Source organism: Polaribacter uvawellassae (genome assembly GCF_039748955.1).
In the GTDB taxonomy this organism is placed as follows: Bacteria; Bacteroidota; Bacteroidia; order Flavobacteriales; family Flavobacteriaceae; genus Polaribacter; species Polaribacter uvawellassae.
Map to the genome: position 1 here is coordinate 60752 of NZ_JBDIZN010000007.1, position 23636 is coordinate 84387.

Consider the following 23636-nt stretch of genomic DNA (forward strand, 5'->3'; position numbering starts at 1 on the left):
TTGTGTTATTGTAAATTTAGTAATCGTTTTGCGGCATTAAAAGGCGTTGTGTTTCCTTCTTTTAATTTTTGTATTTCTTTTTCTAGTTGATTTTTTACGTTGCTGTTTGCGTAAAATGCATCTTTTAATTGTTGCTCTATCGTTGCTTTTAACCAATACATATTTTGTTGGTTTCTACGTTTGATAAAATATTCATTTTTACAAGTTATTTCTAAATATTTAGAAATCATTGCATCAATTTCTGCAATTCCGTTATGTTCTATTGCGCTACACGTTAACACTTTTGGTTGCCAAGTACTTTCTTTTGGCGGATATAAATGCAACGCTCTGTTAAATTCTGTTTTTGCAATTTTTGCATTTTGTACGTTTTGCCCATCAGCTTTATTGATGACGATAGCGTCTGCCATTTCTATAATTCCGCGTTTAATTCCTTGTAGTTCATCTCCAGCTCCAGAAATTTTTAATAATAAAAAGAAATCTACCATAGAATGTACAGCAGTTTCTGATTGTCCAACGCCAACCGTTTCAATAATAATTGTATCAAAACCAGCAGCTTCACAAAGAATAATAGATTCGCGTGTTTTTTGAGCAACGCCACCTAAAGAAGATCCAGAAGGCGAAGGTCTGATAAATGCATTTTCGTCTGTCACCAATTCTTCCATTCTAGTTTTATCGCCTAAAATACTTCCTTTGTTGATAGAACTTGTTGGATCTATTGCCAAAACAGCAACTTTTTTTCCTTGATTGGTTAAGTGTTTTCCGTAACTTTCTATAAACGTACTTTTTCCAACTCCAGGAACGCCAGTAATTCCGATTCTAACAGATTTATTTGCAAAAGGCAAACAACGTTCTAAAATTTCGTTGGCTTTTTCTTGATGTTTTGCATTGGTGCTTTCTACCAAAGTAATTGCTCTACTTAAAAAAGTAATATCTCCTGCAACAATTTTTGAAACAAACTCATCTACAGTAAATTGTTTTTTTCTGCTTTTTTTAATTTGTTGTGCGGCAAAACTGCTGGTCGTTTCTGGTTGGTTAACGCCTTGTTTTTCTTGAAGTGCAGATTTTTTTTTCTGGTTCATAAGTAGAATCGACAAAATAATTAATGTAAATTTATGAATAAAATAATTGCATTTTGCAACACAGCCGAAAAAGCTTCGTCTTTAAGGTAATTAATCAACAATGAGTCAAACAAAAGAATTACACAATCATTTAATTGATGCTTGTAAAAAGAATGATGCAAAAGCGCAAATGCAACTGTATGATTTGTATTGCAAAGCAATGTGTATCATAGCAAACAGATATGTAAAAGATGGTTTTGTTGCAGAAGATATTATGCAAGATTCATTTATAAAAGCATTTCAAAACATCAATTCTTTTAAAGGAGAAGTTACTTTTGGAGCTTGGCTAAAACGAATAGTAATTAACAATAGTTTAGATTGGTTAAAGAAAAGAAAGCTAGAAATAGTTTCTCTAAATGATGAGGTTTATGAGCGAGTAGAGGAAAATGAAGATTGGAGTATTGCACATAGTTTACAAGCAGATTTTATTGTAAACGCAATCAACAGTTTAAAAGAAAAATATAGTGTTGTGTTGTCATTATATTTATTAGAAGGATACGATCATCAAGAAATAGCACAAGTATTAGGAATTACAGAAGTTGCTTCGAGAACGCATTTAATGAGAGGAAAAAAGCAATTACAAGAACTTTTAAAAGAACAAAATTATGTCGAAGGATATTAGAGAAATCATGAAAAATTATAAGAACAAAGACGTTTCTTTATCGGCAAATCACAGAAATAATTTTCAAGATAGATTGCTAAAAGAAGTGAATCATCAGCCAAAAAAGAGAAATTATAGATGGTTGCAAATAGCAGCTTCTGTTGTATTGATTGTGAGTTTAGCAATTGGTTATTTTGGAATAGAACCAACGTCGGAAGATATAAAACCAACCAAAGAAATTAGTTTAGGAAGTTTATCTCCTGAGTTAAAATCGATAGAAAACTATTATGTAAATAGCATCAATTACGAGATTAGTAATTTAGATGTTAACGAAAAAAATAAAGAAATTTTAGATGGTTATTTAGCTAAAATTGGCGAGCTAACCACTGAATACAAATCATTAACTACAGAGCTCAATACAAAAGGAGTTAATGATGAAATCATCAATGCATTGATAAACAATTTGCAATTACGATTACAGTTATTGCAGCGATTAAAAAAACAGTTAAACGAATTAAAAAAATTAAATTCAACACAAAATGAAACTCAAAACTTATAAAAGTATTGGATTTTTGATTGCAGCTTTTTTAATAAGCAGTTTACAAGCACAAAAATTTGATAAAAAATTTACAGAGAACTTTAAAGTAAATAAAGATGTAGTTCTTGCTATAAATGCAACCAATGCAGATATTAATGTAACTACGTGGAACCGAAACGAAGTTGCTGTAAGCGCAGTAATTACCGTAGAAGGGTTGTCTAAAAAAGAAGCAGCAAAATTTTTAAAAAACTGGAAATTTGAAGCTTTAGGAAATAAAAGTAAAGTACAAGTAAACGCAAATGCTAACCGTTTTTTAGATTTTGGAAACAACGATTTCAATTTTAATTTAGGAGACATTACAATTCCAGAAATAGATATCGACATTCCAGAATTTAATTTTGATTTTAAATTTCCAGAGTTAGATATAAAAATACCAGAAATTAATATTGATTTTGATGAAATATTTAATAATATCGATGTTGAGCTAGATAGTTATGATTTTGATGAAGACGATACAAAAACGTTTTCTTATAAATCAAACGGAAAGCAAAAAACAATTGTAATTAAGACTAAAGAAGAGTGGGAAAAGTTTAAAAAATCGAAAGATTATAAAGACATGAAAGCTGATATTAAAAAAGGACTTAAAAAGGCACAAGAAGGCATAAAAAAGATCGACAAAGAAATGATTCAAGAACAGCTTAAAAAAGCGAAGATTCAATACGAAAAAGTTGACAAAGTAAAAATAAAAGAAAGCTTAGCCAAAGCAAAAAAGAGCATCGAGCAGATGAAAATAAAAATGGCAAACAGCTATAGAAATGGCGAAAATGTTATTGTGATTAAAGATGGTAAGAATAAAAAGGAAGTAAAAATTACTAGAAAAATTACTATTAAAGTTCCTGCAAACGCAACCTTCGATTTAAATACAAGACATAGTAAAGTAAAACTACCAAAAGGAAAAACTTCGGGTAAAGTTTCTTACGGTTCTTTTAATTCTGATGAAATAAATGGCGGAAACCTAGATATTTATTACGCACCAGTAAATGTAGACGTTTTGTCTGCAAGTACTTTATCTTTAAACAACATAACCGATGCAACAATTGCATCGGTTATCAATACCAAATTATCGTCTAATTCGTCTGGATTAACAATTAAGAAGTTAAACAATAATGTAGATGTAACGAGCAAGTTTGGCGAATTGATTATCTCGGAAGTAGTTTCTGGTTTACAAAATTTTAAACTTGACTTAAATTTTTCTGATGCAACCATAGATTTGAAAAACGTAAAAGAATTTTTAAAAATTTTACAAGCAGATAATGTAAATTCTAATAAGAAAGGCTCTAAGAATTTTACATTAAACGGCAATTTTACACTAAAGAATAATAGCATAACAATTAAAGGGAATCAGAGTAAAATTACAATTAAAAAACAATAATTTATTGTGTAACAAACTACTTTTTATTTTATCAAACTTCTAACAAATTCCCGTTTTCTCTTTCCGTAAAACTCACTATCTTTACATTTCTATAAACGCACGTTAATAAATGGAAATCTATAAAGAGAATCAGCTTAAAATCTACAATTCACTTAGCAAAAGCAAAGAGCTTTTTAAACCACTCACAGAAGGCCGTGTTGGCATGTATGTTTGTGGCCCAACTGTTTATAGCAATGTTCATTTAGGAAACGTAAGAACATTTATGTCGTTTGATATGGTGTTTCGCTATTTACTACATTTAGGATATAAAGTTCGCTATGTTCGTAATATTACCGATGCTGGTCATTTAGAAAATGATGCTGATGAAGGCGAAGACAGAATTTCTAAAAAAGCAAGAATCGAAGAAATTGAACCAATGGAAGTGGTGCAGCGTTACACCGTTGATTTTCATCAAACTTTAGAAAAATATAATTTTTTACCGCCAAGTATTGAGCCAACAGCAACCGGACATATTGTAGAGCAAATTGAAATGATTAAAGAAATCATGGAGAAAGGTTTTGCATATGAAGTAAATGGTTCTGTGTATTTTGATGTACTAAAATATAACGAAAGCGGAAATAATTACGGAATTCTTTCTGGTCGTAAAATGGAAGATGCCATTCATAATACAAGAGCTCTAGACGGACAATCGGATAAGAAAAATCCGCAAGATTTTGCACTGTGGAAAAAAGCAGATGAAAGACACATTATGCGTTGGCCATCGCCTTGGTCTGATGGTTTTCCAGGTTGGCATTTAGAATGTTCTGTAATGAGTACAAAATATTTAGGAGAACAATTTGATATTCATGGAGGTGGAATGGATTTAAAATTTCCGCATCACGAATGTGAAATTGCACAATCGCAAACTTGTAGTGGACACAAACCCGTAAATTATTGGATGCATGCAAATATGTTGTTGTTAAATAGCCAAAAAATGGCAAAATCAACAGGGAATTTTGTATTGCCAAATGAGATTTTAACAGGAGAAAACAACATTTTAAGCAAAGCATTTGCACCGAGTGTTGTTCGCTTTTTTAATATGCAAGCGCATTATAGAAGTATTTTAGATTTTTCGAGTGATGCCTTAGAAGCGTCAGAAAAAGGCTATTATAAATTGATGGATGCGGTAAATTCATTACCAAATATTCAAACGAGTAAAATATCAAGTTTTGATGTTTCTGCATGGAAACAGCAATGTTATGATGCAATGAATGACGATTTTAATACACCAATTTTAATTGCGCATTTATTTGAAGCTGTTAAAGTTATCAATCAATTAAGAGAGCAAAAAGCAACTATTTCTGCTAGTGATTTAATAGATTTTCAGAAAACAATCAATGCTTTTGTTTTTGACGTCATGGGTTTGACCAATGAAACAAAACAAGATAGTTCTAATAAAATTGACGGAGTAGTGGAATTGTTAATTAAATTGCGAAAGGAAGCAAGAGATAATAAAGATTGGGCGCTTTCAGATCAAATTAGAGATGAATTGTTGGTGTTGGGAATTCAGTTAAAAGACGGGAGAGAAGGGACAACTTTTTCAATCAATTAATAACGAATTATGAATTACGTATTTCAAAGCATCAACGGATTGTCATTTCGAGCGGAGTCGAGAAATCTCAATTTCAGCAAATGAAAAAAGTATTGACATATCCGTTTATTATATTAGTTCGTTTTTATCAAACAGCAATATCTCCATTTACACCATCAACATGTAGGTATTCACCAACATGTTCTAACTATACAGTAGAAGCATTACAAAAACACGGTTTATTTACCGGTGGTTGGTTGGCATTAAAAAGAATTTTTAGCTGTCATCCTTGGGGCGGACAAGGGTATGATCCGGTTCCAGAAAAGAAAGAATAAATAATCGTCATTACGAGGTGCAAACGACGAAGTAATCTCATTAAAATTAACAGATTACTTTATTTTGTTCGCAATGACAAAAATAATAAATATGAGTTTTTTATCAATAGTTTGGGATCCATCATTAGGAATCGATTTAGGTTTTTTTGTAATTAGATGGTATAGTTTAATGTTTGTTGTTGCTTTTGTTTTAGGATTACGATTGATGAAAAAAATCTATATCGAAGATAAAATTCCTGTAGAAAAATTAGATGCACTTTTTATGTACACGTTTATTTCTATGTTAGTAGGAATGCGTTTGGGAGATGTGTTTTTTTATAGTTGGGATTATTACCAACATCACTTATTAGAAATCATTTTACCATTTAAAGAAAATGCAGATTCAACTGCGCTATTCGGAATGATAAAAGGTTGGGAATTTACTGGTTATACTGGTTTTGCTAGTCATGGAGCAGCAGTCGGAATTATTGCTGCTTTGTATTTTTATAGCAAAAAAATTATCAATAAACCATTCTTATTTATTTTAGATAGAATGGGAATTATGGTTGCTTTAGCTGGGTTTTTTATTAGAATGGGAAACTTTTTTAACTCAGAGATTTATGGAAAACCAACAGGAAGTAGTTTTGGAGTAATCTTTAAAAAAGCAGGAGAAACTATTCCAAGACATCCAACGCAATTGTATGAAGCATTTAGTTATTTAATTTTATTCTTTATTCTTTGGAGAATGTATTGGAAAACAGATGCTAAAGAAAAATCTGGATATTTATTCGGAATTTTCTTTGCAGTGTTGTGGGCATTGCGTTTTGTAATAGAATTCTTAAAAGAAGCACAAGTTGATGGACGTGAAGATTGGGTGTTTAACTCATTAAATACTGGTCAAGTATTAAGTATTCCGTTAGTTTTAATTGGATTGTTCTTAATTTTTAAGAGTAAAAAATAATCCTTAATTTACTATATATAAAAAGCCCAATCGAAAGATTGGGCTTTTAGTTTTTACAAGAAAAAAGATTTTATCCCTTTACTTTGTTTTTAAATTTATCAAATTTTGTTTCTTCTTTTTTAGGCCAGCTATTATTTGTTGTATCTACATCAGCAGTTTCTAAATCTGGATCAACAACAATACTTGTAATTTCTTGCGTTGAAGCAAAAACTCTCATTGCTTTATTGTCATCTTTCATCCAAATTTGAGCAGGAAACGTTTTTCTTTCTTTTGTTCCGTCTGCATAAGTAAGTTCAACAATAATTGGCATTACCAAACCTCCTGGTTTTTCAAACTCTACTTGATAAACATAAGGAGTAATATCATTTGCATCTTTTACATGCTTTCTTAAAATAGAAGTATTTAAATCTTCTTTTTTATCAGATAAAAAAACCAATTCTCCTAAATTATCAATATACGCTTTTGCTCTAGGATTTGATTTAATAATATTTTTAATTCTATCACTTTGTTTATCCGTAACATATAAAGGAGTTACTTTGCTAATTCCAATATCGGTTACATCAGTTGTGTAAAACCAACCTCTCCAAAACCAATCTAAATCCATTCCAGACGCATCTTCCATAGTTCTAAAGAAATCAGCTGGAGTTGGGTGTTTAAACATCCAACGTTGAGAATAGGTTCTAAATGCATGATCAAATAATTCTGGTCCCATAATTGTTTTTCTTAACATATATAAACCAGCAGCTGGTTTTGTATAAGCGTTTGGTCCAAATTGTTTTACGTAATCTCCTTGAGACATAATAGGAGAAATGTTAGATTGATCTCCTCCCATATATCTTGTAATATTTTTTGCTGGGTTTATTGCAAATAATTCAGGATCATATTTTAATGAAGCTAAAATTTCTACAAAAGAATTTACACCTTCATCCATCCAAGTCCATTGACGTTCATCTGAGTTCACAATCATTGGAAAAAAGTTATGACCAACTTCGTGTATAATAACACCAATCATTCCTTTTTTTGTTCTGTCAGAATAGCTTCCATCTGGGTTTGGACGACCAAAGTTGAAACAAATCATTGGGTATTCCATTCCTTGTCTTTCAGAATGTACAGAAACAGCTTTGCTATACGGATAATCAAAAGTTAATTTAGAATATTCTACTAATGTATTAGCAACTGCTCTTGTAGAATGCTCTTCCCATAAAGGATTTCCTTCTTTTGGATATAAAGAAGTTGCCATTACAGTTTTACCATTTATATTAACAGCCATTGCATCCCAAATATATTTACGAGATGTTGCAAAAGCAAAATCACGCACTCTTTTTGTTTTAAAATGCCAAGTTTTCATTTTTTTAGAACGTCCTTTCTCTGTCTTTTCTGCTTCTTTTTGAGTAACAATAATTACTGGTTTATCAAAAGTTTTTCTAGCTTTTTCAAAACGATTACGTTGTGTTCTTGTCAGCACCTCTTTTTCGTTTTGTAATTCACCAGTTGCTTCCATAATATGATCAGCAGGAACTGTAATTTTTACATCATAATCTCCAAATTCTAGAGCAAATTCACTTCTTCCCCAGAATTGCATGTTTTGCCATCCTTCTACATTGTTATAAACTGCTAAACGAGGAAAAAACTGTGCAATAGTATAGTTGTTATTTCCGTCAGGAAAAGTTTCTAAACCAGATCTACCGCCATCTTTATTGATGTCGTTTATTTTATAATTCCATTTAATTCTAAATTTAAATGTTTTTCCTGGAGCTAAAGCAGTTGGCAAATTAATACGCATCATTGTTCTATTAATAAAATGCGATAATGGTTTACCATTACTTTCTACAATTTCGATATTAAATCCAAAACCTTTCTTTTCTTTTAAGTAAGATTTTTTGAAGTTATCTGGAGTAATAAATTCTGATGCTCCTGCAGAAACTACATCTGGTGTTTTAGAATCATCTGCTCTCATGTTTTGATCTAACTGAACCCATAAATACTCTAAATAATCTTTAGAATTGTTATGATAAGTAATAGTTTCATCTCCATAAATACGATTTGCATCTTCGTCTAAACGAATGTCCATAACATAATCAACTTTTTGTTGAGAATATTCATATCCTGGAGTTCCAGAAGCAGTATGAACAGTATTTGGCGTAGCCAAAACATCTTTCATTTGTCTAAATTTGTTCTGATCTGTGTGTCCTTTTTGAGTTTTCTTTTTAGTTTCTTGGGCAAACCCAGCTGCAACTACAAAGAAAACAGAAAACAGAAGTAATCCGATTTTTTTCATTTTAAGTATTTGTTTTTAATTATAATCTTGAAAAGTAACAATTATTAGTTAAATAAAAGCTGTTTAATATCATATTTTAAAAAGCTAAATAAAATTGAATAAAAAAAAGCGATGTAAAATCACACCGCTTTTTTTAGCATTTTATTGGTTAAATTATCCTTTAACTTTCTTTTTAAACTTACCAAATTTGTTGTCTTGTTTCTTTGGCCAGCTATTATTTGTTAAATCTACATCTGCAGTTTCTAAATCTGGATCTACAGTAATATTTGTAATTTCCTTATCAGAATGTATTGCTTTTGTAACTTGATCATCATTTAATCTCCAAATTTGAGCAGGATATTTTTTTCTTTCTTTTGTTCCATCTTTATAAGTAAACTCAACAATAATTGGCATTACCAATCCTCCTGGTTTATCATAAGTAATTTCATAAAAATATTTAGAATTTGCTCCTTTTCCTTTTTTAAAGCTTGCTCCTTCAGTGGTATCTTCAACAAATTCAACTCGATCTCCACCAGACTTTGCATAGAATTTTTTTACACTTTTAATTCCGATGTCAGTAACATCAGTTGTGTAAAACCAACCTCTCCAAAACCAATCTAAATCGATTCCAGATGCATCTTCCATAGTTCTAAAGAAATCAGCAGGAGTTGGGTGTTTAAACATCCAACGTTGAGAATAGGTTCTAAAAGCATGATCAAATAATTCGTGTCCCATAATTGTTTCACGTAAAATCCATAAAGCTGTTGCTGGTTTTGCATAAGCATTTGCACCAAAGCTATACACATTATCTCCTTTAGACATAATTGGAGCAATTCTAGATTGATCTCCGCTCATATAAGGCACAATGTTTTTAGGCAAACCTCTTCCTAAAGGATAATCTTTTTCGTAATCTCTCATAGCTAACATTTGCATATAAGAATTTAAACCTTCGTCCATCCAAGTCCATTGACGCTCATCAGAATTTACAATCATTGGGAAAAAGTTGTGCCCAACTTCATGAATTGTTGTTCCTAGCATTCTATATTTTTGTCTGTCGGTGTAGGTTCCATCTGCATTTGGTCTTCCAGGATTAAATGCAATCATTGGATATTCCATTCCCATTTGTCCGTCAACAGAAATTGCTTTGTGATAAGGATAATCAAATGTATATTTAGAATATGTTTTTAATGTTTGTGCCGCAGCTCTTGTAGAGTGATCTCCATATAAAGAATTTGCTTCTCTAGAATAATAAGAGTATGCCATTACAGTTCTACCGTTGATATCAACAGCCATTCCGTCCCAAATAAATTTTCTAGATGTAGCAAAAGCATAATCTCTAACATTTTCTGCGTGAAATTTCCACGTTTTTGTTTTCTTAGATCTTTTCTTTTCAATTTTTGTTGCTTCTTCTTGAGTATGAATTACAACAGGGTCTTTAAAAGATTTTCTAGCTTGCGCTAATCTTCTTTGTTGCGTTCTTGTTAATACTTCACTTTCGTTTAATAAACGCCCAGTTGCTCCTAACATATGATCGTCTGGAGTTGTAATATTTACTGTGTAGTCTCCAAATTCTAGAGCAAATTCACTTCTTCCCCAGAATTGGTCATTTTGCCAACCTTCTACATTATCATACACACATAATCTTGGGAAAAATTGTGCTATTACGTAGTTTTTGTTTCCGTCAGGAAATAGCTCAAAACCAGACCTTCCACCTTGTGTTCTGTGATTGTTGATTTTGTACCACCATTTAATTTTAAACTGAAATTTTGCTCCAGCTGCCAATGGCTTAGCTAAATTGATACGCATCATTGTTTGATTAATGGTATGTGATAAATCGCTTCCATCTACGTTTGTAACGCTCATAATTTTAAATCCGCCATCAAAAGGTTTGTCTTCATAGGTTTTGTCATATCTATCTTTAGAAAGTCCTCTAGTAGGAATTCTGTTTGGATTGATATCTGGAGTTTTAGAATCTGCAGCACGCATATTTTGGTCTAATTGTAACCATAAATAAGGCAATTCATCTTCAGAATTGTTGTGATACGTAATTGTTTCACTTCCTGTAATTGTTTCTTTATCGTCGTCTAAAACGATGTCCATTACATAATCAACTTTTTGTTGAGTATATTTTATTCCTGGCGCACCAGATGCAGTTCTTTGACTTGTAGGTGTTGCTAAAACATCTTTAAGTTGTCTAAACTTGTTCTGGTTTGTGTGCCCTTGTTGTGTTTTCTTTTGTTGTGCAAAAGAAGACGCTGCAACAAATACTAGTGAGAGAACTAGTAAACCGAGTTTTTTCATATTATTGAGTTTTATTAGATTAGTGATTAATATTTTAATGTGCCAATTTGTTTTCTTTTTGTCAATAAAACGCTTTTGTGTTTTTTATTGACTTTAGATTTTACCAAGTTTTGTTGATCTGGAAAATGTTCTAATAAAATGGTATTATCTATTTCAATTTCTTTTAATGGAGGAACATTTTTAATTTCTAAATAAAAAAATACAACATCACCATCGTACTCTTTACCTAAATAATTATAGTTGAATGATTTTCCATCAATTTTAAAATTTACATGTTTTTGTAAATACTCCAAAAAATAGGTGTCAGAATCTGCGAATTCATTTTTTGTGTCTAGCTCAAACTTTTTATTATAAATTTTTGTAAGTGCAGTTTCTATGTCATCAATAAACACATTGATGATTACTTCTACAGATTTATTTTTAGAATTGTATTCTATTTGAGTTAAACTCAAATAAAATTTGTGTGCTGTAAAAGCAAAAAATGGAACAATTAATAATAGTAGCAATAGCTTTTTCGTTCTCATTAAGTAGAAATTGTATGTAAATTTGAACAAATAAACTCTGTTACACAAATTATTTGCTATTTTCTATGAGTTGTAGATACGTTTTACTTTCTTTTAACAGAATTTTAAGAATATCGAGATGTTTTTTGTTTTTATACAATTCCTCTATTCCCATCGGATTACAATATGCTAAGAAATGATAATACTTCTCCTTCGGAATTTTTAATTGAACAAAAAAGAAATGTTCACCAAATAATTTTTTGAGTTCTTCAGGAAATTGCTCTTTAAAATTTATTTTTTTTCTGTTTGCTCTTTTCTTTTCTAAATCTGCATAAGGAATTGTTGCACTTCTGCCAACTCCTTTTAAACCAGGAAGTATCCCTGGTGTTACAGTTGGTTTTTGCAAATGGCGTTCGTCTTTTCCAATTCCCATATTCATAATATTAGCATAACCCATAGCCATAATGATATCTATTAAGCTTTTCATTTTTTCTTTAATAGAATCTCTTTCTTTGCCAATTCTGTCTAAAGTAAGATGTCCTTTCATTTTCTTTTTAACTTCAACTTCGTCTAATAAATTGATAGCTGGTAAAAGAAAAATACGTAAAAAACGTTCTTTGATAATTCCTGCAGTAATTCTAATTTTTTTTGCTTTAAACTGAATGTTTGTTATCTGAATCCAATCTCCTTTTTTTGCTTTAATTGTAAACGAACCATCTTTGTTTGAAATGGTTCCTTTTCTGGTTGATAAATTTAAAACATGAGAATTTTGAATTCCTTTAGAAGACGGATTGATGACAATACCATCTATTTCAACTCTATTTTCTTGTGAAAAAGAATTTTGAAATATGAGATAAAAGAGAAATAGTGAGAGTATTTTTTTTACCATTTAGTAAAGTAATTAATTTTTGGTTAGTAAGGTTTCTTCATTTAATTTTTTGTGAGGAAATAATTTACTTTCTCTGATTAAAATTTCTGTTAGTTTTAGAAGATTTCCTTTTTTATAAAGTGTTATAATATTTTTTGAAGCACAATAATTTAAAAATTGATTTATATATGGTTTTTGAATGCTAAGTTGTTTTTCAAAAAAGAAATCTGATAACTTTCGTCTAATCTTTAACAACTCAGCATCAACAATTTTTATTTCTTTTAATTGTTTTGCCCTTTTTGTATTTCCGTTAAAAAAGTTAATTAGATTATCTAAATCTACCGAAACACTTGTTAACGTTAGTTTTGTAACACGCTCATTTTTTTTAGCAAATGTATTTGCAAATGGTAATTTTAACGTTGTTGCATTTACCATATAAGCTGGCATTATTTGTGAATCAACATAAAAAATACTTCTTCTTTTTTTAAGAAAAACCTCTTCTAAAACATAAGATGAAGCTTCTATATTTAATGTAATTGTTTTTGTGTCAAACATTTCTTCTGAAATACTAATTTCTTTATTGTCAATATTTATATGAGAAATAAAAAGCGTGTCGGTTTTAGAAACCAAAATTTTAAATTCGCCTTTAGTATTTGTAATTACGCCAATAGAAGTATTTTTATTAATTACATGCACATTTTCTAAAGGAATTGAATCCAAAGAAATTGTTCCATAAATTTCAATTGATTTTTTCTCTTGAGAAAGTATCAAATTAGAAATTGTAAATAAGAAAAAAAGTAAAGTTAGTTTTTTCATTGTCACAAAGAAAACCGACATCATTCTTAAAACTCTATTAAAGCACTCGTAAATTTTTGTTAAAGAGAAATGCTTAAAATCTAAAGTTCTTTTCTGTTTTTTGATGCAATAACTTTAGTTTCATTATTTTTGAAATATGAAAAAACTCATTATTGCCAGTACATCAACCATTCATGGTAGCGGATATTTAGAATACATATTACCTACACTTTCTGCTCATTTTAAAAATGTTAAAACTTTACTATTTATTCCGTATGCAAGACCAAGCGGAATTTCTTATGACGATTATTCGGCAAAAGCAAAAGCAGCTTTTAGCACAATACATATTGATGTAAAAGGAATTCATGAGTTTAAAAATCCGAAGGAAGCAATTTTAAATGCTGAAGCCATTTTTACAGGCGGAGGAAACACATTCGAATTGGTAAATCAACTTTACAAACAAGACATTTTTAATGTTTTAAAAGGAGTTGTTGAAAACGGAACACCATATTTAGGAACAAGTGCAGGAAGCAATATTTGTGGTGTAAATATGATGAATACCAACGATATGCCAATTGTGTATCCGCCGAGTTTTAAAACCTTAGAGTTTATTCCGTTTAATATCAATGCACATTATTTAGATCCTGTTGATGGTTCAACGCACATGGGAGAAACCAGAGCAACTAGAATTAAAGAATTTCATGTATATAATTCAACATCTGTAATCGGTTTACGAGAAGGAAGTTGGTTAAAAGTTAATGGAGATTCTATTATATTAAAAGGAAATTTATCTGCACGAGTTTTTAAACAAAACGAAAAACCTTTTGAACTAGAAAGTGGGAGTGAAGTGGTTTTGTAGTTGATATTTTGAAAGTTGCAAAGGTTCTGAGGTTCAAAGGTTCAGAGTAGCAAGGTTGCAAAGTTACAGAGTGAAAAGGTACAAGTTTTAATGTATTGTAAGTTTCAAAATTTTAGTTTTTCCTAATTCCTAATTCCTAATTCCTAATTCCTAATTCCTAATACTTCACGTAATCAACAATTTCTAAACCATAACCAATCATACCAACACGTTTTTCTTGTGTTGTATTAGAAACCAATCTGATTTTATGAATGTTTAAATCGTGCAAAATTTGTGCGCCAATTCCAAAATCTTTGCTATCCATTTTTATTTGTGGAGCTTTCATTTCTCCTCTAGATTGCGATTCTTTTAAAATCTCTAAACGATGTAATAAATTTTGAGATTGATTTTGCTGATTGATAAATAAAATGGCTCCTTTACCAGCGTCAGTTATCGTTTTAAACATACTGTCTAACTTCTTATCAGCATTATTTGTGAGCGTTCCTAAAATATCGTTGTTAACTAAAGTTGAATTTACTCTTGTAATTACGGGTTCGTTTTCTTTCCAAGAACCTTGCGTTAATGCTAAATGCACTTGACCGTTATTTGTTTGCTGATATGCTCTAACTCTAAATTTTCCAAAACGAGTTTCAATATCAAAATCTTCTTTCTTTTCAATTAAAGAATCGTGTTCCATTCTATACGCAACCAAATCTTCAATAGAAACAATTTTTAAATCGAACTTTTTGGCAACTTTCATAAGCTGAGGTAAACGTGCCATAGTTCCGTCTTCATTCATTATTTCTACAATAACTCCAGCGGGTTCAGAACCCGCTAAACGTGCAAAATCAATTGCAGCTTCAGTATGTCCGGTTCTACGTAAAACGCCGCCTTCTTTTGCTTTTAAAGGAAAAATATGTCCTGGTCTTGCTAAATCAAATGGTTTTGTAGTTGGATTGATAATTGCATTTATGGTTAACGCTCTGTCTTTTGCTGAAATTCCTGTTGTTACACCTTTTCCTTTTAAATCAACAGAAACAGTAAATGCAGTTTCCATCGGATCGGTGTTGTTGTTTACCATCATTCCCAACTGCAATTCTTTACTGCGTTGTTCTGTAATTGGAACACAAATTAATCCTCGGCCATGAGTAGCCATAAAATTAATCATCTCTGGAGTTACTTTATCTGCAGCAGCAACAAAATCTCCTTCATTTTCTCTGTCTTCATCATCAACAACAATAATTACTTTCCCGTTACGGATATCTTCAATAGCTTCTGCAATTGAATCTAATTGTATGTTATTTGTTACTTTCGTTTGCTCCATTATATGTTGTTGTCTTTTTTAGACGTTATTTTTTTAAAAAATGCTGTAATTGGCTGCAAAAATACATCAATATTAAATATTCCCATATCTTTTGTAGCTCTTCTTGTTAATAAAATAGCAATTGGTATCATTAAAAATGCAGAAACCCAGGAACCTAAAAATGCAGTTATAGAACTTTCTTCAGCTAAGTTCCTTCCAAATGTATTGGTAAAAAAGTACAATACATAAATTGAAATAGCCAATATCATTGGTAAACCAAAACCACCTTTTCTAATAATAGAACCTAAAGGTGCTCCAATAAAAAAGAGAATTAAACAAGATAAAGAAAAAGCAACTCTGTTGTAATATTCTGTTTCATATAGGTTTAGTAGCTTTCTTTTAAATTTAAAAGAACCTTTTTTATTTTCTATAATATCTAAAGCAGTTTTATTTTTTGCAATTGAAGAATTCACCAAACGTAATTGCGTTCGTTCGTCAAAATTATTCATCACTTCTGGTTGTAAAGAAACAATAGTGTCTTTTTTTGTGGGAACTAATTTTTTAGCGTCAGCATTAATATATAAATTGTTTGCCCTTCCTTTTACATACTCTTTAAAGTCTGTGTTAAAATGTGGTAATGTGTCTTTTAATTGAGTTAAACTTAACATATGATAACTCTTTAAATCTTCTTTATCCGAAATATCTGTAGAAAAGGAAGAAAGATCTATTATGATAGAATATTCTTTAAAACTTGCTGTAGAAGCTGGCATGTTTTTTTCTGTTTTTTGGCTTAAATGTTCCTCAAAAAACTGACCATCATACAAAACTAATGTCATGTATTTGCTTCCTTCTTTATTAATGATTTTTCCTCTTTCTGCTGTGATAATTTTTTTATTCCAGCTTTTTTCAGACAAATCATAAATCATTACTTTTTTTAATAAGTTGTCTTCTTCTCCATATTTTTCATCAAACTTAATATGATAACCAGGAATCTCGGTGTTAAATCCGCCAGGAATTAGTGCAAGTGCTGGTTTCTGTTTTTTAATATTTACATACAAGTTTTTTTGTTTAAACATTGCATACGGATACACATTATTTAAAAATAAAAAATTGACAAAACTTAAAACAATTGTCAAGAGGATTAAAGGTCTTATTAAACGTTGTAATGAAATTCCGGCAGACTTGGTTGCTGCAAATTCGTAATTTTCAGAGAAATTACCCAACGCCATAATCGAAGAAAGCAATACGCCAATTGGCAACGCTTGTGGAGTAACAATTAATGCTGTGTAAAAAAGAAATTTTAGAATAAAAATAAGATCAATTCCTTTACCAGCAATATCTTCAAAGGCCAACCATAATGCTTGCATTACCAAAACAAACAGTACAATTAAAAAAGTAGCCACAAATGGCTTTAGAAAACTTTTTAATATGTATTTGTCTAGTGTTTTCATAAAAAGTTTATCGTACAAATAGTATTAATCAATACTATAATTCTTTTTTAAATAACTGTTTTTATCAAAAACAAAAGTGTTTTTTGGCAAGTTTTGATTGCTTTTTAACGAAGTGATTGTAAACGTAGTTTTAGAAGAATTTGCTCCAGTCTGAATTAACTTGAAAATGTGTTTTGTATTCAATTCGATTCCTAATTCTACTTTTACAATATCAGAATCGCTATCTATTGGAGTTAATTCTACAAACTGAATTTCTTTTCCGTTTATAGTTGCTTTTTTTCCTAATTTAAATGTGTAACCATCTTCATAAAAAGTTAATAATTTTGAAGGATAAATAAACCCGTCTTCATCACCAAAATCACCATCATTAATAGCAATTTCTTTTTCATCATGATTAATTACATACAGCTTTTTACCATCAAAAATAAAGCTATTTCCAATGTAATCTAAATTGTATTTTTCTCCTTCTAAAAAGATGTTTCCTTTCATTGGTGGTTCATCACCTTCTTTAATTCCGGCAGCTTCATTGCTTAAACTCGATGTAAATGCAATTTCCATATTTGTATAAGAAGTCATTGTGCTAGAAACTTCATCCAACAGTTTTTTAGCTTTGTCATCTTGTGCAAAATTGCTTGTAGAAATTCCTATAAAAAGAAGTAATAAAAAAAATGTTATGTTTTTCATGAATTGAATTCTAATTTTGTTCGTTTGCTAATAATTGATCTAAAGCAACTAAATCTGGCACTAAAACTTGTCTTGCTTTGCTTCCTTCAAATCCACCAACAATTCCGGCGGCTTCTAGTTGATCAATCAATCTACCAGCTCTATTGTATCCTAATTTTAATTTTCGTTGTAATAATGATGCAGAACCTTGTTGTGCCGTAACAATTATTTCTGCTGCATCTCTAAATAATTTATCTCTGTCGGCAATGTCTACATCAAGAGCTGTGCCAGCTTCTTCGCCAACATATTCTGGTAATAAATGCGCTTCTGGATATGCTCTTTGCGAACCAATAAAGTCTGTAATTTTTTCAACTTCAGGTGTATCAACAAATGCACATTGAATTCTATTTATTTCGTTTCCTGCTGTATATAATAAATCTCCACGACCAATTAATTGATCTGCGCCACCAGCGTCTAAAATAGTTCTAGAGTCAATCTTTGATGTAACTCTAAACGCAATTCTAGCTGGGAAATTTGCTTTGATAATTCCTGTAATGACGTTTACAGACGGACGCTGAGTTGCAACAATTAAATGAATTCCGATGGCACGTGCTAATTGTGCTAAACGAGCAATTGGTGTTTCAACTTCTTTACCAGCAGTCATTATTAAATCAGCAAACTCATCAATAACCAAAACGATGTAAGGCAAAAATTGATGTCCATCATTCGGATTTAATTTTCGCGCTTTAAACTTTACATTGTATTCTTTAATGTTACGAACCATAGCTGTTTTAAGCAAGTCGTAACGATTATCCATTTCTATACACAAAGAATTTAATGTGTTAATTACTTTCGTAGTATCGGTAATAATTGCTTCTTCGCTGTCTGGTAATTTTGCTAAATAATGGCGTTCAATTTTATTAAATAACGTTAATTCTACTTTCTTCGGATCAACTAAAACAAACTTTACTTCTGCTGGGTGTTTCTTGTACAATAACGAAGTTAATACAGCATTTAATCCAACAGATTTTCCTTGTCCTGTTGCTCCAGCCATTAATAAGTGTGGCATTTTTGCCAAATCAATCACAAAGGTTTCGTTAGAAATTGTTTTTCCTAAAGCGATAGGTAATTCCATTGGTGATTCTTGAAATTTCTTTGAAGAAATAACAGAATGCATCGAAACAATAGTTGCTTTTTTGTTGGGAACTTCAATTCCGATAGTTCCTTTTCCCGGAATAGGAGCGATGATACGAATTCCTAATGCTGATAAAGACAAGGCAATATCGTCTTCTAAATTTTTAATTTTTGAAATACGAATTCCAGCTTCAGGAACAATCTCATACAACGTAATTGTTGGTCCAACAGTTGCTTTAATTTTTGCAATTCCGATTTTATAATTTTTAAGTGTTTCTAAAATTCTATTTTTATTTGCTTCTAATTCTTCTGGATCAATAGAAATGCTTTCGTTGTATTGTTTTAGTAAATTGAATGTTGGGAATTTATAATTTCCTAATTCTAATGTTGGATCAAATTCTCCAAAATCTTTCACTAATTTTTCTGATAAATTCTCCGTAGAATGTTCTTCTTCTTCAATTTTGTCGATATCAATTTGAACTTCTTTTTCTGTAACTTTTTCTTCTTCTTTTGGTTCGTTTTGCAGAACTACATCTAATAAACCATCGTCATTTTCTTCTTTATCATTTGAGGTGTTTACATCAGAAAAACGACTGATTGTAGGCTGTAAGTTTGTTACAGATTTTTCGAATTCAGATTTCTTTTCGATTGTGTTTTCTAATTCAAATTCGTTTTCAATAACAGGTTCTTCAATCGGTTTGTTAATGGTATCTTCTTCAGTTTTTTCTTTTTTCTTTGATCTAAATTTAGATAAAACACTTTCTGGAGTTACTTTAAAACGGATAACGATATAGGTTAAGAATAAAAAACCTAACACAATTATCAATCCAGTTTTTCCTAGAAATGTTTGTAAGTATTCATTGATTTCTACACCGATGATTCCAGCAAAAACAACAAATTTATCTGAAACAAATCCTAAGGTAATTGAAAACCAAAGCATAATTAATAAGCCGATATTCCAAGTTTTAACAACTCTTCTAAAAGGTATTTTAAACAGCCAATACAAGCCACTTACAAAAAGTAATATCGGAATGATAAACGCAGCAACTCCGAATCCGTCATAAATAAAAAAGTGACTTAAGTTAGCGCCAACTTTACCTAAAAGGTTTTTTGTTTCAACCGTTTTATCAGCAAATTGATTTAATGTACTTTGGTCTGCTTGCCAAGAAAAGAAAAATGAGAAAAAAGCAATGATCAAGAAAAGTGCAAACAATGCTAAAAACAATCCAAAAACAGTGTGAGTTTGTCTATTGTTAAAAAACGCTTTTGTTTTTTGAAACCTAGGTTTTCTCGCTGTTTTTTGCTTTGTTGTTTTTGCTTTTTTAGCCATTAATTATCTGTAGATTGTAAAAGTGTAAATATAAGTATTTGCTTAGAATAACTCTAGTATTTTAGGAACGTATATAATTCCTGTAATAATCAATGCAAATATGGCAGCAAAACTTGGTGCTCCAGCAGCAATGTCTTTAATAAAACCTATCTTTTTATGAAATTCTGGATGTACAAAATCTGCCATTTTTTCTACCGCAGTATTACATGCTTCTGCAACTAAAACTAAAGCAATAACAATTAATTGCAACATCCATTCTGTTGCAGAAATATCAAAGTAAAAACCAATAATTAATGAAATAATTCCAAGAGAAAATTGTGCTTTTATACTATCTTCTGTAGTTAATAATAACCACATTCCTTTTAAGGCAAACTTCATACTTCGTAGTCTACCTTTAAAAAAACCATCGTTTGGATTTTTCATTTTTAAAGTGCTTTTAATACTGCTTCATAATTTGGTTCGTCAACAATTTCTGGAACTTGTTCTGAATATGTAACATTTCCGTTTTCATCAATAATAACTATTGCTCTAGAATGTAAATTTGCTAAAGGTCCGTCTGTAATTTCTAGTTGATATTCTTTTCCGAATTTTCCAGTTGCAAAATCTGATAACATAATTACATTTTCGATGCCTTCAGCACCACAAAAACGCGCTTGAGCAAAAGGCAAATCTCTAGAAATACAAGCAACAACAGTGTTTTCTAAACTAGCTGCTGTTTTATTAAATTCTCTAACAGATGCAGCACATGTTCCTGTATCGATACTCGGAAAAATGTTTAAAATTACTTTTTTGCCAGAAAAATCCGACAAGTTTTTAGTAGCTAAATCTACTGTTGTTAAATTAAAATTTGGAGCTTTTGTTCCTGCTTTTGGTAAATCTCCGATGGTGTTTATTTTATTTCCTTTTAAGGTGATTGAAGCCATAATAAATTGATTTTTGAATCATCAAAAATACATTTTTTTAACGAATAAATTGTCTTGAAGATTTGTAAATAATTGCTAAAATTATGAATATCTTCGCAGCTTGAAAACTATTTCCTTAGCGTGAATTTATCATTATACACATCAGAATTTAAATACAACTGGAAACTTGCAGCACCTGTAATGTTAGGAATGTTGGGACACACTTTTGTGAGTTTTGTAGATAATATAATGGTTGGTCAATTAGGAACTGCAGAATTAGCAGCGGTTTCTTTAGGAAACAGTTTTATGTTTATTGCCATGTCTTTAGGAATTGGTTTTTCTACCGCAATAACTCCTTTAATTGCAGAAGCAGACTCTGCAAATAATTTTGATAAAGCAAAATCAACTTTTAAAAATGGATTGTTTTTATGTACTGTTCTAGGAATTGCTTTATTCTTATTAGTATTCTTTGCAAAGCCATTAATGTATTTGATGAAACAACCAACAGAAGTTGTTGAGTTAGCAATTCCGTATTTAGATTTAGTTGCTTTTTCGTTAATTCCGTTAGTTATTTTTCAAGCTTTGAAGCAATTTAGTGACGGAATGTCGATGACTAAATACCCAATGTATGCTACTTTAATTGCTAATATTTTAAATGTTATTTTAAACTATTTATTGATTTTCGGAAAATTTGGTTTTCCAGAAATGGGAATGGTTGGTGCAGCATACGGAACCTTACTTTCTCGTGTTGTAATGGTTATTTATTTATGGTGGTTATTGGCGCATAAAGAACGTTCAAAACGTTTAGTTACCAATATTAAATTCTTTATGCTTGATAAATTAATGATTAGAAAATTAATTAGTTTAGGAACGCCAAGTGCAATGCAAATGTTTTTTGAAGTAGCAATTTTTACAGCGGCAATTTGGCTGAGTGGTTTGTTGGGTAAAAATCCGCAAGCAGCAAATCAAATCGCTTTAAATTTATCTTCGATGACTTTTATGGTAGCGATGGGATTAAGTGTTGCTTCGATGATTAGAGTAGGAAACCAAAAAGGATTACACAATTATAAAGAACTAAGAAGAATTGCATTTTCTATCTTTTTGATGGCAATATTATTATCTGTTTTATTTGCAATCATCTTCTTTTTATTCCATCAATATTTACCAAAAATTTATGTAGATTTTGATGATGCAGCTAATTTTGTTGACAATACGGAAGTTGTTTCTATTGCATCGAAGTTATTAATTGCTGCGGCAATATTTCAAATTTCAGACGGAATTCAAGTGGTAGTTTTAGGTGCTTTGCGTGGTTTGCAAGATGTAAAAATCCCGACAATTATTACCTTTATTTCGTATTGGTTGATTGGTTTTCCGGTGAGTTTTTACTTCGGAAAAGAAGAGCAATTAGGTAGTTTCGGAATTTGGCTGGGTTTATTAGCAGGATTATCAACAGCCGCAGTTTTATTATACATTCGTTTTAATTATTTAACTTTAAAACTCATTAGAGAAAAATCTTAAATTATGGATTTACCAAAATTTTTATTAGCAGACAATAGCAATTTTCCAGATGATATTTTTGTATTACACACAGAATATCCTCGTTTTTTAATCAATTTAAAAGACGATTCTGTTGAATGGTTTGAAGATTTAACAGGAGAAAAAGAAGATGATATTGCTACAGAATTGGCAGATTTAATGGATAAAGCTGGCGAATTTTACGATACTGAAATGAAGCAATTTGAGTAATTAAATTTGGTGGACTTTTAAGAAAACCCACCAAATTAAATATTTACGCCATTACAGCTGCTTTCTTTGATTTTCTATAAATAAAAGAATTGAAAATATTTCTTTTTCCGAAGTTGTTCATAGATTTCGCATTTATAAACTTTCCAAAAAGAATACGGTTTACACCAAAGTATTCATAAGTGTTTCCATCTGTAAAAGTAACTTCTAACAACATACTTTTATGATGCCAATCTGCTACTTGAAATTCTGTAATTGTAGTTTTGTAATCTTCTAAATTTGCGGCTTTCGTTTCTGGAGCAATGCTCACTAAAAAATGATACCCATCAATAATTTTAGTACTTTCTATTTCTGCAATTTCTTTTTGATCTGCCTCTAAAAATTTATCTGGATGCCATTTCTTAACCAAACCTCTGTAGGTAGTTTTCAGCTCCCTTAAATCGATAGCACCTTCTACATTAAAAAGCTTTTTATATTCTTTAATACGTTTCATATCTAGTTTTCTAAATTCGAGTGCAAAAGTACTCACATTTAATGGATTAGAAATGTTTTATTTTTCTTTTTAATTTGTGGCATATTTGTGACTTTAGGAAGAAGAATTAAAATATAAAAGTATAATTTAAGAGTTTTCGCTAACGTGTTTGTGTTATGATTATTTGCGGTTAAAAGTGCAATTTACTTTCCGCCGTTGCGGAAAGATAATTAATTCGCGTGAATTTCCGCCAAGGAAATTCCGTAGCAATTAATTATACACGTTGTTGGAAGTGAATTCCTCACGTCATTCACTTCCAACTTTCCTCGAATAAGATTTGAAGCGACTGCCAAAAGGCACTCACTCCAACAACGAATAAAATTCATTGAAACAAATCTTATTCGAGGAAAGTTAGCCAATGTTGTTGTATTCATATTTATATCCAATATCAATTAATATATTTCCTTGAATATTGGGAGTTATATTTTGAGGAATTCTCTTTTCTGCATTAATTTCAAAACTTGAAATAGAAACTTTCACGT

At 30.6% G+C, this 23636-nt stretch carries 22 protein-coding genes; 9 read left to right on the top strand and 13 right to left on the bottom strand.

Features of this window, described 5'->3' with window-relative positions:
- Positions 1–5 precede the first annotated feature (5 nt).
- Positions 6–1079, bottom strand: a complete 1074-nt coding sequence (gene meaB, locus ABDX67_RS12705) for a methylmalonyl Co-A mutase-associated GTPase MeaB (RefSeq protein ID WP_347175413.1) — start codon at positions 1077–1079, stop codon at positions 6–8.
- A gap of 100 nt (positions 1080–1179) precedes the next feature.
- On the opposite strand from meaB, the gene ABDX67_RS12710 reads away from it, so the two are divergent.
- From ABDX67_RS12710 to lgt, 6 genes are all read left to right on the top strand, one after another.
- Positions 1180–1740: an RNA polymerase sigma factor gene (locus ABDX67_RS12710; RefSeq protein WP_347175414.1), complete on the top strand. Its 561-nt coding sequence runs from the start codon at positions 1180–1182 to the stop codon at positions 1738–1740.
- Positions 1724–2278 carry a hypothetical protein gene (locus tag ABDX67_RS12715; protein WP_347175415.1) on the top strand — a complete coding sequence of 185 codons (555 nt, stop codon included), beginning with the start codon at positions 1724–1726 and terminating at the stop codon, positions 2276–2278. The genes ABDX67_RS12710 and ABDX67_RS12715 overlap by 17 nt, the downstream gene beginning before the upstream one ends.
- Complete coding sequence (locus ABDX67_RS12720) at positions 2259–3689, top strand: hypothetical protein (RefSeq protein ID WP_347175416.1); 1431 nt, start codon at positions 2259–2261, stop codon at positions 3687–3689. Before ABDX67_RS12715 ends, ABDX67_RS12720 begins: the two co-directional genes overlap by 20 nt.
- Before the next feature lie 109 nt (positions 3690–3798).
- Complete coding sequence (gene cysS / locus ABDX67_RS12725) at positions 3799–5280, top strand: cysteine--tRNA ligase (RefSeq protein WP_347175417.1); 1482 nt, start codon at positions 3799–3801, stop codon at positions 5278–5280.
- Between the two features lie 80 nt (positions 5281–5360).
- Positions 5361–5594 carry a membrane protein insertion efficiency factor YidD gene (gene yidD / locus ABDX67_RS12730; RefSeq protein ID WP_347175418.1) on the top strand — a complete coding sequence of 78 codons (234 nt, stop codon included), beginning with the start codon at positions 5361–5363 and terminating at the stop codon, positions 5592–5594.
- Positions 5595–5685: 91 nt separating this feature from the next.
- A complete protein-coding gene (gene lgt, locus ABDX67_RS12735) occupies positions 5686–6534 on the top strand; it encodes a prolipoprotein diacylglyceryl transferase (protein ID WP_347175419.1) in 849 nt (282 codons plus the stop codon).
- A 70-nt stretch (positions 6535–6604) separates the two neighbouring features.
- Here lgt and ABDX67_RS12740 read toward each other — a convergent pair whose 3' ends face one another.
- The 5 genes from ABDX67_RS12740 to ABDX67_RS12760 all read right to left on the bottom strand — a co-directional run bounded on the left by ABDX67_RS12740 (position 6605) and on the right by ABDX67_RS12760 (position 13279).
- Positions 6605–8812: a M1 family metallopeptidase gene (locus ABDX67_RS12740; protein ID WP_347175420.1), complete on the bottom strand. Its 2208-nt coding sequence runs from the start codon at positions 8810–8812 to the stop codon at positions 6605–6607.
- Positions 8813–8965: 153 nt separating this feature from the next.
- Positions 8966–11092 (bottom strand): M1 family metallopeptidase, encoded by a 2127-nt coding sequence (locus ABDX67_RS12745; RefSeq protein WP_347175421.1) that lies wholly within the window; start codon positions 11090–11092, stop codon positions 8966–8968.
- Between the two features lie 26 nt (positions 11093–11118).
- Entirely contained in the window at positions 11119–11616 is a 498-nt protein-coding gene (locus tag ABDX67_RS12750; RefSeq protein WP_347175422.1) for a DUF6702 family protein, read from the bottom strand.
- Positions 11617–11665: 49 nt separating this feature from the next.
- Positions 11666–12484 (bottom strand): hypothetical protein, encoded by an 819-nt coding sequence (locus ABDX67_RS12755; protein WP_347175423.1) that lies wholly within the window; start codon positions 12482–12484, stop codon positions 11666–11668.
- 12 nt (positions 12485–12496) lie between these two features.
- Positions 12497–13279: a carboxypeptidase-like regulatory domain-containing protein gene (locus ABDX67_RS12760; RefSeq protein WP_347175424.1), complete on the bottom strand. Its 783-nt coding sequence runs from the start codon at positions 13277–13279 to the stop codon at positions 12497–12499.
- 136 nt (positions 13280–13415) lie between these two features.
- On the opposite strand from ABDX67_RS12760, the gene pepE reads away from it, so the two are divergent.
- On the top strand, positions 13416–14117 hold the full coding sequence (pepE, locus tag ABDX67_RS12765) for a dipeptidase PepE (RefSeq protein ID WP_347175425.1): 702 nt from the start codon (positions 13416–13418) through the stop codon (positions 14115–14117).
- A gap of 157 nt (positions 14118–14274) precedes the next feature.
- Here pepE and ribB read toward each other — a convergent pair whose 3' ends face one another.
- Genes ribB through tpx form a run of 6 tightly spaced genes read right to left on the bottom strand, consistent with a single transcriptional unit; the run spans position 14275 to position 20900 of the window.
- Positions 14275–15420 (bottom strand): 3,4-dihydroxy-2-butanone-4-phosphate synthase, encoded by a 1146-nt coding sequence (gene ribB / locus ABDX67_RS12770; RefSeq protein ID WP_347175426.1) that lies wholly within the window; start codon positions 15418–15420, stop codon positions 14275–14277.
- Complete coding sequence (locus ABDX67_RS12775) at positions 15420–16850, bottom strand: LptF/LptG family permease (RefSeq protein WP_347175427.1); 1431 nt, start codon at positions 16848–16850, stop codon at positions 15420–15422. Before ABDX67_RS12775 ends, ribB begins: the two co-directional genes overlap by 1 nt.
- 24 nt (positions 16851–16874) lie before the next feature.
- Entirely contained in the window at positions 16875–17534 is a 660-nt protein-coding gene (lolA1, locus tag ABDX67_RS12780) for an outer membrane lipoprotein periplasmic chaperone LolA1 (protein WP_347175428.1), read from the bottom strand.
- Between the two features lie 10 nt (positions 17535–17544).
- Entirely contained in the window at positions 17545–19977 is a 2433-nt protein-coding gene (locus tag ABDX67_RS12785; protein ID WP_347175429.1) for an FtsK/SpoIIIE family DNA translocase, read from the bottom strand.
- Between the two features lie 42 nt (positions 19978–20019).
- On the bottom strand, positions 20020–20400 hold the full coding sequence (locus ABDX67_RS12790; protein WP_347175430.1) for a diacylglycerol kinase family protein: 381 nt from the start codon (positions 20398–20400) through the stop codon (positions 20020–20022).
- A gap of 2 nt (positions 20401–20402) precedes the next feature.
- Positions 20403–20900, bottom strand: coding sequence for a thiol peroxidase (gene tpx, locus ABDX67_RS12795; protein ID WP_347175431.1), 498 nt, complete (start codon positions 20898–20900; stop codon positions 20403–20405).
- A gap of 120 nt (positions 20901–21020) precedes the next feature.
- On the opposite strand from tpx, the gene ABDX67_RS12800 reads away from it, so the two are divergent.
- Together ABDX67_RS12800 and ABDX67_RS12805 are read left to right on the top strand one after the other, a co-directional pair.
- Complete coding sequence (locus ABDX67_RS12800; protein WP_347175432.1) at positions 21021–22397, top strand: MATE family efflux transporter; 1377 nt, start codon at positions 21021–21023, stop codon at positions 22395–22397.
- Between the two features lie 3 nt (positions 22398–22400).
- A complete protein-coding gene (locus tag ABDX67_RS12805; protein ID WP_347175433.1) occupies positions 22401–22625 on the top strand; it encodes a hypothetical protein in 225 nt (74 codons plus the stop codon).
- 43 nt (positions 22626–22668) lie between these two features.
- Here ABDX67_RS12805 and ABDX67_RS12810 read toward each other — a convergent pair whose 3' ends face one another.
- Positions 22669–23115 carry a KTSC domain-containing protein gene (locus ABDX67_RS12810; protein WP_347175434.1) on the bottom strand — a complete coding sequence of 149 codons (447 nt, stop codon included), beginning with the start codon at positions 23113–23115 and terminating at the stop codon, positions 22669–22671.
- Between the last annotated feature and the right edge of the window lie 521 nt (positions 23116–23636).